Source organism: Thalassospira sp. TSL5-1, assembly GCF_001907695.1.
Classification (GTDB): domain Bacteria; phylum Pseudomonadota; class Alphaproteobacteria; order Rhodospirillales; family Thalassospiraceae; genus Thalassospira.
This window is the reverse complement of the sequence record NZ_KV880637.1, coordinates 1,122,292-1,137,351: the sequence shown is the minus strand read 5'-3', so window position 1 is coordinate 1,137,351 and position 15,060 is coordinate 1,122,292. Positions and strand designations below refer to the sequence as shown.

Here is a 15,060-nt window from a genome sequence, read left to right as displayed (position 1 = left end):
ATGTCAGGCTTGTCTCGCCGTCGTAATCGCGATGTCAATACGTGGCCGGGTTTTGTCGATGCGCTCGCCACGCTGCTGATGGTGATCATCTTTTTGCTGATGATCTTTGTTGTTGCCCAGGTTTATCTTGGCGCGGCCCTGTCGGGCCGTGACAAGGCGCTGAGCGATTTGACATCCCAGGTCAATGAACTGACCAACCTTTTGGCCCTGGAACGCAATAATAACCAGGAAATGCAGCTTGAACTGACCCAGCTCACGACCGAGCTTTCAACCACCAGCGATGATCGCGATGCGTTGAAAAACCGTGTCTCATCGCTGGCAGAAAAGCTCTCCTCGGCTCAGGCTTCCGCCGAGGAACAGGAGAAAAAACTTCTCGCCGCCCTCGCCGCCCTGGAAGACAAAAAATCCGAACTGGCAAAGGTGCAGGAAACCGCGGATGCCAAAGAACAAAGCCAGGAAGAGCGCATCGAACAGCTTTCAAAACTGCTGGCCCAGCGGGCAAGCGAGCTTGATGACCAGAAAGACATCAGTGAATCGGCCCGTGCGCAAGTCGAAGCCTTGAACCAGCAACTTATTGCCATTCGCCAACAGCTGGCAAAACTGCAAGATGCCCTGGAAATCTCCGAGTCCAAAAACAAGGATCAGGCCGCGCAAATCGTCAATCTCGGCCAGCGCCTAAATGCGGCTCTCGCCTCCAAGGTGGCGGAGTTGCAACGCTATCGCTCGGAATTCTTTGGTCGTTTGCGCCAGGTCCTGGGCGACCGGCAGAATATCCGTGTCGTGGGCGACCGTTTTGTCTTCCAGTCCGAGGTTCTGTTTGCCTCCGGCTCGGCAGATATTGGTGACGAAGGCAAGGTGCAGCTTACCAAGCTGGCTGATACCCTTAAGCAAATCGCTGCCGAAATTCCCAGTGATATTGACTGGGTGATGCGGGTTGATGGCCATACCGACAAGGTGCCCATTCGCAATAACGAGTTCAAATCGAACTGGGAATTGTCTGCCGCGCGTGCCATTTCGGTGGTCAAGTTCCTGATCGAACAGGGTGTTCCGCCCAACCGGCTGGTCGCCGCCGGATTTGGCGAATATCAACCGCTTGACAACCGGGATGATGAGATCGCCTATCGCCGAAACCGGCGCATCGAGTTCAAAATCACCGAACGATAATAAATCGCTTAGTAAAAATTGTCCCGCAGAAATTGCGGGACTTTTTATTTTTTTATGCTTTAGTATATTTTTTTTCTAGCACTAAACCTTAAACAGGATCTATATCGTGAAACCGCGCCTTCTCTTTTGTACAATTATATTTTCATTGGCAGTCATCGGATGCAGTCATAATGACATAGATATTCATAATCATACAACCTTGCTCAACATGAACGAAGGGAAAAGGTTTGAGCCAGACCAAAGCAGATTTAACTTCTTTCTATTTCTTCGCCCTGAAAACGATTACATAACGCGCCGCAGTTCTTATCCCGAGGGACTTGGATGGGAAAAAATCCAATGGGGCACTTCTAATGTTGAGATAATTTATAGAAAAAGCAGCCCTCTACCGCCAGAAATTTCTAAAAGCATCAAAGATGGAAATGAATTTTATTCTTTAGCAAAGATCAATAGAATCCCCTTCAAAAATTTCACTAATGTAAAATATTTTACTCCGACGGCTGAAGGTTGGATCGGACAGAACGGAAATTGTATAGCTGGATTCTTCTCCAAAAGATTAAAGTCAATTTCAGATGATTCAAAAACATATACTAATGTGGCAGTCCGCATTAGCGCTTGCTCGAGGCTCACAGATAACGCGAAAAGCATCGTATCTAAATTTAAATACTTAACTACCGACAACTCCCTATTGTTGAAAAATATGTATATTCCCACAGGAACGGTAAACCAAACCTCTGGTTTTCCGTACGGAAAACCAGAAATATCCGGAAGCTGGAGTGATATAGGCTCGCATTTCAAGACAACAGGAATTCGCCAATCTGTCACACAAGTTACCTTTTCATTTCAAAGAACAAAAAATGGATCAACCTGCACAGGAAACATCATTTCCTTCCAAATATTATCTTCCGGCAACTGGGAAATAACATGTTCAAATGGTGACGGCGCAACCGGCACGTGGATCACATCAAGAAAATCATTAGAATTTATTGCTACCGGCTTAGACAAAAAAGAAGAAAAGGTACAATTTAAGATTAATTATTAAAATCAACAAAAATCATAATACTTAACGTAAAGCCCCATACATAAGAGGAAAATATTTCTTTACACTTACACTAAACTAGCACACCACTTACCAAAATTTTATACCCAAAGACAACACGCCATTAAAGAGACTACATTCTAAGAATTTTTCTCCTTTAGACCTCAAACAGACACCACCTATCCATAAGAGACTACAAAAAGCATAACTCAAAATGTAGCTTGTCAAATTCCTGCCACCTTTGATCGGTAATTGAAAAACAGTCCAAAAATAAAACAACTATGGGCCAAATCATTGAAGCATAAGCCGAAAAAGGCAGCTTCACACGAACGAGCAAAAGCAAGCAAACGAGCAGAAGGGGATTTTCCCAATGACTGAAAACGCGACAACCGTAAATACGGGGAAAGATTACAGCCCGTCCTGGCAGCGACGGTTTGAAATGCTGGACTATCTGGAGGCCGACAAGCTTTCCTATGATGCCATGCGGAAAACCGACAAATACAAGGCCCTGAGCTTTGGTGAAAAATTCCGTGTATCGCGGAACTTTCTGGCGCTCTTTTTTGGCAGTATTTACTATTTTTGCAAGGGGATGTGGGCCAAAGGCCTTTTCATCATCGCGATATCAAGCATTTACAGCATGCTTTTGATGACGATTGAGGCAGCAGCCGGACGCCTGTTTATACCGTCTATTGCTTATTGGCTGCCGCCGGCAATTTTCACATTCCTGCTGGCAAACTACGATTATTACCGCAAGGAAAAACTTGGCGAAAAAATCTGGTCGGTCATCCCGGCGGTTTTCGGCGAGATCAAAGTCATCTTGCCGGTTGCCGTTATTGCCTTTGCCGCAAACATCTATTTTGCCTATCAAATCACGATGATGCTGCCCGATCCCTATTTGGGTTACTAAACCAGCACGATCATTCAACAGCGCATAACCTTCGGGGTTGTGCGCTGTTTTTGCGAAATATTGGAACTTTAAGGCACCTGTTTCGTTAGATGTTATTCAACCCAAAGGGGCAAAATAACAGCGAAACCAAAGCAGGAGCGGTCGATGTCTGACGAACAGGAAAAAAACAGCCGCCAGATCATCGGTGTTTTTGACAATGCCGATCATATGCACAACACCGTTTTGGCCCTGCAAGAAGCCGGCTTCCGTCAGGATGACATGAGCCTGATCGCCAATGAGCATACGATCAACGAAAAACTCGGGCAGTTTTACCAAAAAACCGACGACCTTGAAAAAGACCCCTCGACACCCAAAATCGCCTATACATCGCCCGACCCCACCGGCGATGCACAAGGCGCGCTGATTGGCACCCCGATGTATGTGGCCGCTTTTACCGCTGCGGGCGTCATGATTGCCGCTGGCGGACCAATGGCCGCCACAATCGCCGCCATCGTGGGCGCAAGTGGTGCCGGTGCCGCCCTTGGCGGTGTGATGACAAAGCTGTTTGGCACGCAAAATTCAGACAAAATCCAGCAAAAACTGGAAACCGGTGGTCTGTTGCTGGTGGTGCGCTGCGACACTGACACGACCGAGGAAAAAGCCCGCGAAATTCTGTCACAACAGAATAACGCCGACATTTTTTCCTATGACCCTGCCAACATACGCTTGGCGTCGTCCTGAAAAGAACCCGCCACAATTTTAAAATACAAGACGGCCTGGAAACAGTTTTCTGGATTGAAAACAGAATATTGGCTAACGTCTCGCGGTTATTCCCATCTGCCGGAGCAGAGCGATGCTGCGAGACATGTCCGCCCAAACCTTTTTTATGGGGTTCCTTGCCGCCTTTGTCGGCACGGCCAGTGCCTTTGCCGTCGTTCTCCAGGGCCTTGCTGCCGTAGGGGCCACCCCGTTCGAGGCGGCATCGGGCCTGATGGCGGTATCGGTTTCAATGGGCCTGTGTGCCATTGTCCTGTCGCTTAAAACGCGCATGCCCATCAGCATTGCCTGGTCCACACCGGGGGCGGCCTTGCTGGCAACATCCGGGACCATCGAGGGCGGCTTTCCGGTGGCGGTTGGAGCCTTTATTATTTGCGCCATACTGATTTTCATTTGTGGCATCTGGAAACCGCTGGGCAAGGTGGTTGCCGCCATTCCGGGTCCGCTCGCCAATGCCATGCTGGCAGGTGTGTTGCTGGGTCTTTGCCTTGCCCCCATCAAAGCGATTGCCTTCAATCCGCTATTGGGCCTGCCCATTTTTATTACGTGGCTGGTGGTCGGGCGGTTGAACCGCATTCTTGCCGTTCCGGCAGCACTTGGGGCGTTCATCCTGGTTCTAATCTTTGGTGTCACATTTCCGGATGGCGCGGTTAACAACCTTGATCTTTCGTTTGTGCCACCGGTCGAATTTGTCATGCCGGAATTCACCCTGGCCGGGCTGGTCGGCATTGCTCTGCCTCTTTTCATTGTCACAATGGCCTCACAAAACATTCCCGGCACGGCCGTCTTGCGCGCACATGATTATCATACCGCCCCCGGCCCACTTTTTGCCGCAACCGGCATATTTTCACTTCTTTCCGCGCCCTTTGGCGGTCATGCGATGAACCTTGCTGCCATTACCGCGGCAATGTGCGCCGGCGAAGATGCCCATCCCGACCCGAAAAAACGATATTGGGCCGCCATTTTTGCCGGCATGTTTTATGTTTTGTTTGGCCTGTTGGCCGGGATCATCACGGCCCTTGTCAGCCTCGCCCCGTCCATCCTGATCGAAGCGGTTGCAGGCCTTGCACTGATCGGTGCTTTTTCCAATTCAGCCCTGGCAGCCTTTCGCGATGAAAACAGCCGCGAGGCCGCTGCCGTTACCTTTCTTGTCACGGCAGCCGGGTTGTCATTCTATGGCATTTCCGGTGCGTTCTGGGGCTTGCTTGCAGGTGGGTTGCTTTATTATCTAACCCATTTACGAACTAAAAAATAACCTCCCCCGTCGGAATGTGGCAGGCCATCTTCGATCATCGTCCCACTGGCCCGTTTTGGGGCAGTCACTCTTGCGGTATCACCATCTGTCCGTCTTCGGTGATGTTCCAGAACGGGTTATGGGCAACTTCCCAGGGATGACCATCCAGGTCCCGAAAATAGCCAGAATACCCGCCCCAGAAAACCTTCTCTGCCGGTTTTTGAATAACCGCACCTGCCCTTTCCGCCTGAGCCATCACCGCATCAACCTCGGCCTCGTTGCGGGCATTATATGCTAGTGTAATGCCCGAAAAACAGGCGCCCTCATCGGCAAAATTTCCATCTTTCGCCAAATCATCCCGGCCAAACAAGCTGATAATCATGCCATTCATTTGATAAAAGACGACCTTGCCTTCCACGGCGCTGGTTGCTTTCCAGCCAAGCCCATGTTCGTAAAACGTCCGGGCAACCGCAAGATCGCGCACACCGAGTGTTACCAGACTAAGGCGTTGGTCCATTTCAAAGCTCCTTTGAGAAAAATAAACGGATATAGCCGGATGATACGGTCGCAATGGTCAAATACAAAGGCGGACTCGCACTGCTCAACAACTTCGCAACGCACAAGAAGCGCAATATAATTGCGCGTAAATCGGTACCGGAATAAGCAAATAACAAGTTGACGTTACGTCAACCCGTGCAATCGGGCGTTTTGATGAATGCACTGCGACAGTGATTGAAAAAAGGTCAGCATTCATTACCATTATAGTCAAAATAACGGGCATTTCGCAGCACCGCCTTACGACCCATATTAAATAATAAAAATGCGAAAACCCAAGAGGCTTCCCCGCAAGAGACAAAGACCAGAGAGGTCATCAGCATGGCTAAGTTGGCAGCAGTTACCCTGGACGACAAATATACCCTGGAAGAAGGCCGCATTTACCTGACAGGCATTCAGGCCCTTGTACGCCTGCCCCTGATGCAGCGCCAAATGGATGCGCGCGCGGGCCTGAACACGGCGGGCTGCATATCGGGCTATCGTGGCTCCCCGCTGGGTGGCCTTGACCAGCAATTATGGCGCGCCAAAAAATTCCTGACCAAACAACAGATCGAATTTCAGGCCGGGGTGAATGAAGACCTTGCCGCCACCGTGGTGTGGGGAAGCCAGCAGGTTAATATGTATCCTGATGCCAAATATGACGGCGTTTTTGGCATGTGGTATGGCAAAGGACCGGGGGTGGACCGCTCTGGTGATGTTTTCAAACATGCCAATTATGCGGGCACATCGCGCAATGGCGGTGTGCTTGTTCTGGCCGGGGACGACCATTCGTGCAAATCATCCACCCTACCCCACCAAACCGAATATGCCTTTATCGATGCGCAAATCCCGGTTTTAAACCCGTCAGGCGTGCAGGATATTATCGATTTCGGCCTGCATGGCTGGGCCATGAGCCGCTATTCCGGCTGCTGGGTGGCGATGAAAACCATTGCCGAAACGGTCGAAAGTTCTGCCGCAGTTGACGTGGCACCAGACCGGGTCAGCCCGGTTATGCCCGATTTTTCCATGCCCGAAGGGGGTGTTCACATCCGTTGGCCCGACACGCCAAAGGAACAGGAACACCGCCTGATGAAATACAAGCTTTACGCCGCCCTGGCCTATGCGCGTGCCAACAAGCTGAACCGTATTGTGATTGACAGCCCGACCCCGCGCCTGGGCATTATCACCACGGGTAAGGCGTATCTTGATGTCATGCAGGCCTTTGATGACCTTGGCATTTCCGAACAGGATGCCGCCGATATTGGAATTCGCGTGCTCAAGGTCGGCATGAGCTGGCCGCTAAACCGTGATGACGTGCGCGAATTTGCCAAGGGACTGGAAGAAATCATCGTTGTTGAAGAAAAACGCGCGGTGATGGAAAACCAGGTCAAGGAACAGCTTTATAACTGGCGTGAAGATGTGCGCCCGACGGTGATTGGCAAATTCGATGAAAAGGGCGAATGGATTTTGCCCTCGATGGATGAACTGACACCGGCCCGCATCGCCCAGGTCCTGGCGGCACGCATCAACCGTTTCTTTGACAGCAATGACATCCACGAACGCATTGAATGGCTGGCACAAAAGGAAAAGGAAATCGCCGAACCGCGCCCGGATGTGGCGCGCATTCCCTGGTTCTGCCCCGGCTGCCCGCATAACAGCTCCACCAAGGTTCCCGAAGGCAGCCGCGCCATGGCCGGCATTGGCTGCCATTACATGGTCAACTGGATGGACCGTTCCACCGAAACCTTCACCCATATGGGCGGCGAAGGTGTCACCTGGATTGGTCAGGCCCCCTTTACCACCACAAAGCACGTTTTCCAGAATTTGGGTGATGGTACCTATTACCATTCCGGTTCGCTTGCAATCCGCGCTGCGGTCGCATCGGGGGTGAATATCACCTATAAAATCCTGTTTAACGATGCCGTTGCCATGACGGGCGGCCAGCCTGTGGATGGCCCGTTAAGCGTGCCGCAAATTACCCGCCAGATGGCCGATGAAGGTGTGACCCGGATTATCGTCCTGTCCGACGAGCCGGACAAATACCCGATTGATGCCCATTTTGCCCCCAATGTCGATATTCGCCACCGCGATACGCTGGATGAAACCCAAAAGGAACTGCGCGAAGTTCCCGGCACGTCGATCCTGATTTTTGACCAGACCTGTGCCGCGGAAAAACGCCGCCGTCGGAAACGCAAACTAATGGTGGACCCGCCCAAACGGGTTTTCATCAATGATCTGGTCTGCGAAGGCTGTGGCGATTGTGGCGAAAAATCCAACTGCCTTGCCGTTGTGCCGGTCGAAACCGAATTTGGCCGCAAACGCGCCATTGACCAATCGGCCTGTAACAAGGACTTTTCCTGCCTAAATGGTTTCTGCCCCAGCTTTATCACCATCGAAGGCGGCGCCCTGCGCAAGCCCGAAGCCGCCGCCAAGGGGGATAATCACGGCGATGCCGTTTTTGCTTCTCTCCCCAAACCAACCCTGCCCGCGCTCACCGAACCGTGGTCGGTTCTTGTTACCGGCGTGGGCGGTACCGGCGTTGTTACCATTGGTGCCCTTTTGGGCATGGCCGCCCATATTGAGGGCAAAGGGATTGTCGGGCTGGATATGGCAGGCCTGGCGCAAAAAGGCGGGGCCGTTGTCAGCCATATCCGTTTTGCCGACCGTCAGGAAAAACTGCACGCTGCGCGCATTCCGGCGGGTGAAGCCAATGTGGTGCTGGGCTGTGACCTGCTGGTCGCGGCCAGCTTCGAGGGGCTGGCAAAAATGCGCCGCAACTTCACCCAGGCGGTGATCAATACCCACGAAACCATCACCGGTGCCTTTACCCGCAACCCGGATTTCGAGCTGAAAAGCAACGAGCATAAAAAGGCCATTCTGGATGCCTGTGGCCACGATGCCGTAAACTTTGTAGAAGGCAGCGATGTTGCCACCCGCCTGATGGGCGATTCAATTGCCACTAACCTGTTCATGCTGGGTGTGGCATGGCAGCGCGGCCTGATCCCGATTACCGAAGAAGCCCTGATGCAGGCCATCGAGCTTAACGGTGTCGCGATTGATATGAACAAGCAGTCCTTCTATTGGGGCCGCCTGTTTGCCCATGATCCGCAAAAAGTCATTGATGTGGTCGGGCCAGAGGAAAAGCAGGCCCATCCGATTGCCACAACCCTTGATGACATGGTGGAAAAACGCAAAAAATTCCTGACCGGGTATCAGAACGCAGCCTATGCCAACCGCTTTGAGGCACTGGTACAAAAGGTTGCCCAGGCTGAAAAGAAACTGGGTGACGGGCAGGATCACCTCGCCAGGGCTGTGGCAAAATATTACTTCAAATTGCTGGCCTATAAGGACGAATACGAAGTCGCCCGGCTATATACCGATCCGGCGTTTAAGGCAAAACTGCGCAAGAACTTCACCGGGAATTACAAAATCAAATTCCACCTCGCCCCGCCCGCCCTTGCCAGCCGGGATGCCGAAAGCGGCACCCTGAAAAAACAGGTGTACGGCCCGTGGATGATGTCGGCCTTTGGCGTTTTGGCAAAATTCAAGTTCCTGCGCGGCACCGCTCTGGACCCGTTTGGCAAAACCCATGAACGCAAAACCGAACGCGCCCTGATCACGCACTATGAAGACCTGGTCGATGAAGTGCTGGCAGGGTTAAACCACGACAATATCCGCATTGCCGGGGCGCTTCTGGCCCTGCCGGAGCAAATTCGCGGCTATGGCCACATCAAAGATGCCAATCTTGCCAAGGTCAAACAGCGTGAAGAGGAACTGCGCAACCAGTTCCATAATCCACCAGAGCATCTGCAGGCGGCGGAATAACACCCGCCCTGATCACGAGAACGCCGCAGCATCCCTTTTGCTGCGGCGTTTTCTTCTGTCTTGCGGAAATATCCAGTATCAGGAAATCAGCATATCCGTCTTGTCGTCACCGCGTAACCGCCCGGCGGATAACCGGCCAAAATCAATCAGAAGCTTTTTGCGGCGTGCCGCATTCAGCTTGAAATCTTCGGCCGGTCTGACAATCGCGGCTTCAAACCTGTCGGCCACAATCAGCCCTTCTTCCTCCGGGATCAAATCACGGGGAAATTCCATTGGCACGGCAAAGAAAAACCGGTCGCAATAATCGCGATATGTTTGCCATTTGGCATCAACACGAAAATCCTCGACCGATGATTTGACCTCCACCGCCCACAGTTCTCCCTTCGGCCCCAAGGCCAAAACATCCAGCCGCCGCCCGTTTCCCAACCGCAATTCCGTGATGCAGGCCATGTTATGATGATGCAAAAGCCTGCAAACGCCTTCGGTCACTTCGGCGGTAATTTCAGGGCGGGATCGGGTCATAGTCCAATACTCCGGCAATTCATAAAAAAAGGGCCTGCTGTTATCAGCACGCCCTTTTATCAGTTCCCGCTGTCAGGATATGGCAGCAGAGAGTTAGCTCATTCCCAGCGCGCGTTTATACACTTCCAGGATTTCTTCCTGTTCGGTGCGTTCGTGGTCTTCCATTTTGCGCAGGCGGATAATCTGGCGCAGGATTTTCACGTCATAGCCAAGGGCTTTGGCTTCGCCGTAAACTTCCTTGATATCGGCCATCAGGTTGGCCTTTTCTTCTTCAAGGCGCTCTATACGCTCGACATAGGATGCGAGCTGGTCGGCTGCAATTCCTCCGACTTCGGTCATTCTCTGATCTCCGATGATATGCGGGTGCGTTGCGGATGTCCGAAACGCGAAATTTCAATGCGGCGCGACGATACCCAAAGCACCAAATGATGACAAGCCTTCAGAGCGCCAATAAACGCCTAAATCGCCGTTGTCCTGACAGGGCTGGTTTCCGCAATCAGATAATCCGTCACCTCGATCAGAGCATCGCGCGGGCTTACCCCGCGTTCAATGGCCGCGTTATAGATATTGCGCTGACGTTCGGAACTGGTGCCACGTTGCAAAATCCGGCGGGCATGTTCAATTTCGGCAACACAGCCAAAATATTCGGCATCAGGGCGGACAAGCTCCAGAATTTCTTCAAGCAAATCGGCATAGGGCACAATTTCGCCCCGGCCAAAATCAATCAGCCCTCCATTATCGCTATCAGTGCTGCCATAGCGGCAGGCCCGCCAGCGATTTTCCCGGATCAGCATATTGGCATAAATGCGCCAGCGTTGATTATTGTGGCGCAAACGATACAGCATGCGCAAAATACAGCGCGTGATAGAGGCCACACAAATCGCGTCTTCCAGATTGGTGCAGACATCGGCAATGCGCATTTCAAGGGTCGGCCAGCGGTCGCTGGGGCGCAAATCCCACCATAATTTGGTGCCATCCTCGATCACACCGGCATTGATCAACATATCAACATGGCGGCGATATTCCGCCCAGGAGCCAAAAACCTCCGGCAGGCCGGTGCGTGGCAAATTATCAAACACCGACAGGCGAAAGGTTTGCAAACCGGTATCACGCCCGCGCCAAAACGGCGATGATGTGGTTAAGGCCAATAGATGTGGTAAAAAATAAGCCGCCTGCGCCATCAGTTCGATGCGCAGGTCATCATCCTCGATCCCGACATGAACGTGCATGCCGCAAATCAGCAAACGTTCCACTACTGTGCGCAAATCGCGCGCAATGGTGCTGTAGCGTTCGCCTTCGGTGTGTTTCTGGCTGTCCCAATGGGCAAAGGGATGTGTCGATGCCGCCAAAAGCGCCATATCATAGCGCCCGGCAACCTCACACAAAACCGACCGCATATGTGTAAGTTCATCGCGGGCATCGGCCGCATTTTGGCAAACTTTGGTGCCAATCTCGACCTGGCAGCGCATGAACTCGCTTGAAACATGGTCACCCAGTTCCGCCTTACAATCCTTTAAAAAGTCTGCTGCCGGGTCGGTGGCAACATCGCGCGTTTCGCGATCAACCAGCCAGAATTCCTCTTCAATACCAATCGAAAATGCCGGTTCCTTGCGCGATATTGCGGGCAATTCAGTCCCTCCGAAGTTTATAGAGGTTCGGGTCCGCCAGGATGCTTTCCAGCGCATCCCCTAAAATACCCGCCCATTTTTCACAACCATCATCAGTATCAATCAGGTCCTGACGAATTTCAACCGAGACGCACGGCAGATTGGCCGCTTCGGCATGGTGATCAATGGTGTAGTCGGCCATGTGGCGGCCCGAATAGGGTTCGTTATCGCCAATGGTCAGATCCGGGTTCCGGCGACGCAAATTTTCCAAAAGTGGCAGTGGAATACGGCCATCCTGATCCCACAGGATGCCAATTTCCCACGGGCGTTCAAAACCCTGGAAAACCGGGGTAAAGCTGTGAATTGCCAAGATGGCCGGCGCGATTTTATGGGCATGAAACCGGGCAATACGTTCTTCAATCGCCCAGTGATAGGGCAGAAAGATTTCACGAATGCGCTTCATATGTTCGGTTGGCGACACATTCTGGTTGCCCGGCACAACGGTTTTATCGGCAATTTCGGGCATGCCTGTCGGGTCCCAAAGCTGGCGATTGCAATCAATCACCAAACGCGAAAAACCGCACAATACTGCAGGGCAGTCAAACCGCTTGACCAGAATTTCCGTCACCTTGCGCGCGCCAATATCCCAGCCGATATGGCGTTTGCGTTCTGCCTCGGGCAGGCCCAGCGTGCCCAACGATTTGGGAATGGCGCGCGAGGCATGATCACACACAAACAGCGCATGCCCCGCCCCCTCATCATTGATGATTTCAAACGGGGCGGGATCTTCACTGCACAGCAGTTGCGCGGGATGGTGGCTCACGCGGTGTCTCCTGAATTTTTTTGAAAATGAATCGCCTGGCAGATGAACGCGCCAGAGCGTCTGGAATTCTTATCAAATGCCTAGCAATTTGTCGGAATTCTGGCAAGTCACTGGATATGACGCCAGCAATCAATTCATTTTCGCCGCCACTTGACGTAAAGTGGTATGACCAATGAATCATGAATGCCCCGTGGACAGATGACGGAGAACCCGTTTCCCATGCAGCCAACGCCGGACCAGCCTGCCGCCCCAAACGCCCATTCAGGCGAAAACGAGCGCCCAAAGCGCGTTGCCGACCGGGTTGCCGATACCCTGCTGGCCCGATTTGCCGCCGGGGATTATTTACCTGGCGAACGCCTGCCCGGTGAAAGGCAGCTGGCCGAGGACATGAATGTCAGCCGGGTGTCGGTGCGCGCGGCTTTGCAAAAACTTAAAACACGCGGTTATTTGCGGGCCGTGCAAGGCGGCGGGACGGAGCTTTTATCCTCCACCGGCATTGAAATGGATGTCGCGATGACCGACCTTGTCCGTGGGTCGATTACCAATCTGGCTGACCTGATGGAACTGCGCCGCACCCTTGAAACCTGGGCGGCCCGCCGGGCGGCGGAAAATGCCACCGATGAACAACTGGCCGAATTGCGCGCCACCTTTCAACAGGTGCACGACCCGCGCCGGGCTGCCAAATACCGCACCGAAGATGACCACCGCCTGCATATGATGATTGCACGCGCCAGCGGCAGCATCATTTATTATCACCTGATGAAAATGCTGCACGATGTGCTGCACACAGCCCTTGATGAAATCCGGTTTCATATCTTTGCCGGACCGCAATTTGACAACATGGTCCAGAACCATCACCGCGCCATTATCGATGCCATCGCCGCCCGGGACCCGGACCGCGCCGAACAGGCGATGTATGAACATCTGGGGGCCGTCATCAATCATGTTACCGAACGTAACCCGAAGGCAGCCAAAGACTGAGCAAGCGGATAAGCCAATGGCCGACATCTGCAAATCCCCTTGCCCCAAGCAACCTGATCAGGACAGACAAACAGACCGGAGCCCCGCCCATGACCTTGCAGCACAACAGCCTGTCCGCATCACCGCGCGAGATTTTGCAGAAGCTGATGACTGCCGCGCTCGTGGCCGCTGACCCGGCTGTGCAAATCCCGCGTCATATGCCCGAACAACCCAAGGGGAAAACCATCGTCATTGGCGCGGGCAAGGCATCGGCACATATGGCGCGCAGCTTCGAGGAATGCTGGATAAAGGAAAATGGCAGCAAGGATATTGCGAACCGGTTATGCGGCCTTGTTGTCACGCGTTATGGTCACGCCGCCCCATGTGAGCATATCGAAATTGTCGAGGCATCCCACCCCGTACCGGACGAAGCCGGGCAAAAGGCCGCCGGGCGCATTTTGGAAATGGCGCAAAATGCCGGGCCGGATGACCTGATTGTCTGCATGATTTCCGGGGGCGGGTCGGCCCTTTTGGCCCTGCCCGCTCCGGGCATTACCCTGGAGGACAAACAGGCGATCAGCAAGGCCCTGCTGAAAAGCGGTGCCACCATTTCCGAAATGAATTGCGTGCGCAAACATCTTTCCGCGATCAAGGGCGGGCGGCTGGCCCTGGCCGGGTCCCGGGCCAAAATGATCACTTACCTGGTTTCTGACGTGCCCGGTGATGACCCGGCCATTATTGCATCCGGCCCAACTATTCCCGACCCGACAACGCAACAAGATGCCCTTGCCATCCTGAAACGCTATGACATTGCCCTGCCCGAGGCAGCGAATAAGCTGCTGGCGGACCCTGAGCATGAAACCGTCAAGCCGGGTCACGATTGTTTTAACGACAATGATGTCGTCATGCTGTCGCGCCCGCAGGATTCCCTGATGGCCGCTGCCAGCACAGCACAGGATATGGGCCTGAATACGGTTATTCTCGGCGATGCCATCGAGGGGGAATCGCGCGAAATTGCCATTATGCACGCCGGGATTGCCCGGCAGGTGGCAACGCACGACCAACCGGCACAAAAACCCTGCATCCTGCTATCGGGTGGGGAAACAACCGTAACCGTGCGCGGCGATGGCGGCCGGGGCGGTCGCAATGCCGAATTCATGCTGTCGCTGTTGCTGCAATTGCGCGACGAAACCGGCTTTGCCGCCCTTGCCATTGATACCGACGGCATTGATGGCAGCGAGGATAATGCAGGCGCGATTATGGATGAACATAGCTGGCAAAAAGCCCGGGATAGAAAAATCGACCTTGCCGACCATCTGGATCGCAACGATGCCTATAGCGCCTTTGAAAAGCTTGATGACCTGATCGTCACCGGCCCGACACTGACGAACGTGAACGATTTTCGGGCCATTCTGATTTTTTAACACCCCTGCCTTAACGGATCATATAGCCCCCGGCACACGCCTGCCGGGAAGATCCTTCACGAATTTATCACACAATATCCATCAGCGTTATGATCTAAACCTATACGGGAGGGTTGGTTTCATAATTTGCAATCAATTCTGCCAGCAAGAACACATTCATCAGGCGAAGGTCTTTTTGAAAGTCTTAGCTGACTAGAAATCATTTTTACCAAAGTTATATCAGGTTGAAAATTTCCGCCCCGAGGCCAAAAGCAGAACCAAAGAACCC

At 52.9% G+C, this 15,060-nt stretch carries 13 protein-coding genes; 8 read left to right on the top strand and 5 right to left on the bottom strand.

Features of this window, described 5'->3' with window-relative positions:
* The 5 genes from LF95_RS05340 to LF95_RS05320 all read left to right on the top strand — a co-directional run bounded on the left by LF95_RS05340 (window position 1) and on the right by LF95_RS05320 (window position 5,118).
* Window positions 1-1,164 (top strand): peptidoglycan -binding protein, encoded by a 1,164-nt coding sequence (locus LF95_RS05340; RefSeq protein WP_073954004.1) that lies wholly within the window; start codon window positions 1-3, stop codon window positions 1,162-1,164.
* A 106-nt stretch (window positions 1,165-1,270) separates the two neighbouring features.
* Window positions 1,271-2,203 carry a hypothetical protein gene (locus LF95_RS22750; RefSeq protein ID WP_143181944.1) on the top strand — a complete coding sequence of 311 codons (933 nt, stop codon included), beginning with the start codon at window positions 1,271-1,273 and terminating at the stop codon, window positions 2,201-2,203.
* A 367-nt stretch (window positions 2,204-2,570) separates the two neighbouring features.
* A complete protein-coding gene (locus LF95_RS05330; RefSeq protein WP_073954002.1) occupies window positions 2,571-3,107 on the top strand; it encodes a DUF2628 domain-containing protein in 537 nt (178 codons plus the stop codon).
* 144 nt (window positions 3,108-3,251) lie between these two features.
* Window positions 3,252-3,827: a hypothetical protein gene (locus LF95_RS05325; RefSeq protein WP_073954001.1), complete on the top strand. Its 576-nt coding sequence runs from the start codon at window positions 3,252-3,254 to the stop codon at window positions 3,825-3,827.
* Window positions 3,828-3,939: 112 nt separating this feature from the next.
* Window positions 3,940-5,118, top strand: a complete 1,179-nt coding sequence (locus tag LF95_RS05320) for a benzoate/H(+) symporter BenE family transporter (RefSeq protein ID WP_073954000.1) — start codon at window positions 3,940-3,942, stop codon at window positions 5,116-5,118.
* A 64-nt stretch (window positions 5,119-5,182) separates the two neighbouring features.
* Here LF95_RS05320 and LF95_RS05315 read toward each other — a convergent pair whose 3' ends face one another.
* Window positions 5,183-5,614, bottom strand: coding sequence for a VOC family protein (locus LF95_RS05315; RefSeq protein WP_073953999.1), 432 nt, complete (start codon window positions 5,612-5,614; stop codon window positions 5,183-5,185).
* A gap of 359 nt (window positions 5,615-5,973) precedes the next feature.
* Between LF95_RS05315 and LF95_RS05310 the strand changes: the two genes are divergently transcribed.
* The gene (locus tag LF95_RS05310) at window positions 5,974-9,456 is read left to right on the top strand and encodes an indolepyruvate ferredoxin oxidoreductase family protein (RefSeq protein WP_073953998.1); all 3,483 of its coding nucleotides are present in this window, start codon (window positions 5,974-5,976) and stop codon (window positions 9,454-9,456) included.
* Window positions 9,457-9,534: 78 nt separating this feature from the next.
* Here the strand turns inward: LF95_RS05310 and LF95_RS05305 are convergent, their stop codons facing one another.
* The 4 genes from LF95_RS05305 to LF95_RS05290 all read right to left on the bottom strand — a co-directional run bounded on the left by LF95_RS05305 (window position 9,535) and on the right by LF95_RS05290 (window position 12,408).
* Complete coding sequence (locus LF95_RS05305; protein ID WP_073953997.1) at window positions 9,535-9,978, bottom strand: MmcB family DNA repair protein; 444 nt, start codon at window positions 9,976-9,978, stop codon at window positions 9,535-9,537.
* Between the two features lie 93 nt (window positions 9,979-10,071).
* Window positions 10,072-10,317, bottom strand: a complete 246-nt coding sequence (locus LF95_RS05300) for a DUF2312 domain-containing protein (protein ID WP_007090950.1) — start codon at window positions 10,315-10,317, stop codon at window positions 10,072-10,074.
* Between the two features lie 119 nt (window positions 10,318-10,436).
* Window positions 10,437-11,597, bottom strand: a complete 1,161-nt coding sequence (locus LF95_RS05295; RefSeq protein ID WP_073954861.1) for a carboxylate-amine ligase — start codon at window positions 11,595-11,597, stop codon at window positions 10,437-10,439.
* Between the two features lie 10 nt (window positions 11,598-11,607).
* A complete protein-coding gene (locus tag LF95_RS05290) occupies window positions 11,608-12,408 on the bottom strand; it encodes an N-formylglutamate amidohydrolase (RefSeq protein ID WP_073953996.1) in 801 nt (266 codons plus the stop codon).
* 183 nt (window positions 12,409-12,591) lie between these two features.
* On the opposite strand from LF95_RS05290, the gene LF95_RS05285 reads away from it, so the two are divergent.
* Window positions 12,592-13,389, top strand: a complete 798-nt coding sequence (locus tag LF95_RS05285) for a FadR/GntR family transcriptional regulator (protein WP_252509662.1) — start codon at window positions 12,592-12,594, stop codon at window positions 13,387-13,389.
* Between the two features lie 89 nt (window positions 13,390-13,478).
* Complete coding sequence (locus LF95_RS05280) at window positions 13,479-14,792, top strand: glycerate kinase type-2 family protein (RefSeq protein WP_073953994.1); 1,314 nt, start codon at window positions 13,479-13,481, stop codon at window positions 14,790-14,792.
* Window positions 14,793-15,060: the final 268 nt, after the last annotated feature.

Coding starts and splice junctions, on each gene's coding strand:
- LF95_RS05340 (WP_073954004.1), top strand. CDS start 1: ATGTCAGGCTTGTCTCGCCGTCGTAATCGCGATGTCAATACGTGGCCG.
- LF95_RS05330 (WP_073954002.1), top strand. CDS start 2,571: ATGACTGAAAACGCGACAACCGTAAATACGGGGAAAGATTACAGCCCG.
- LF95_RS05325 (WP_073954001.1), top strand. CDS start 3,252: ATGTCTGACGAACAGGAAAAAAACAGCCGCCAGATCATCGGTGTTTTT.
- LF95_RS05320 (WP_073954000.1), top strand. CDS start 3,940: ATGCTGCGAGACATGTCCGCCCAAACCTTTTTTATGGGGTTCCTTGCC.
- LF95_RS05315 (WP_073953999.1), bottom strand. CDS start 5,614: ATGGACCAACGCCTTAGTCTGGTAACACTCGGTGTGCGCGATCTTGCG.
- LF95_RS05310 (WP_073953998.1), top strand. CDS start 5,974: ATGGCTAAGTTGGCAGCAGTTACCCTGGACGACAAATATACCCTGGAA.
- LF95_RS05305 (WP_073953997.1), bottom strand. CDS start 9,978: ATGACCCGATCCCGCCCTGAAATTACCGCCGAAGTGACCGAAGGCGTT.
- LF95_RS05300 (WP_007090950.1), bottom strand. CDS start 10,317: ATGACCGAAGTCGGAGGAATTGCAGCCGACCAGCTCGCATCCTATGTC.
- LF95_RS05285 (WP_252509662.1), top strand. CDS start 12,592: ATGCCCCGTGGACAGATGACGGAGAACCCGTTTCCCATGCAGCCAACG.
- LF95_RS05280 (WP_073953994.1), top strand. CDS start 13,479: ATGACCTTGCAGCACAACAGCCTGTCCGCATCACCGCGCGAGATTTTG.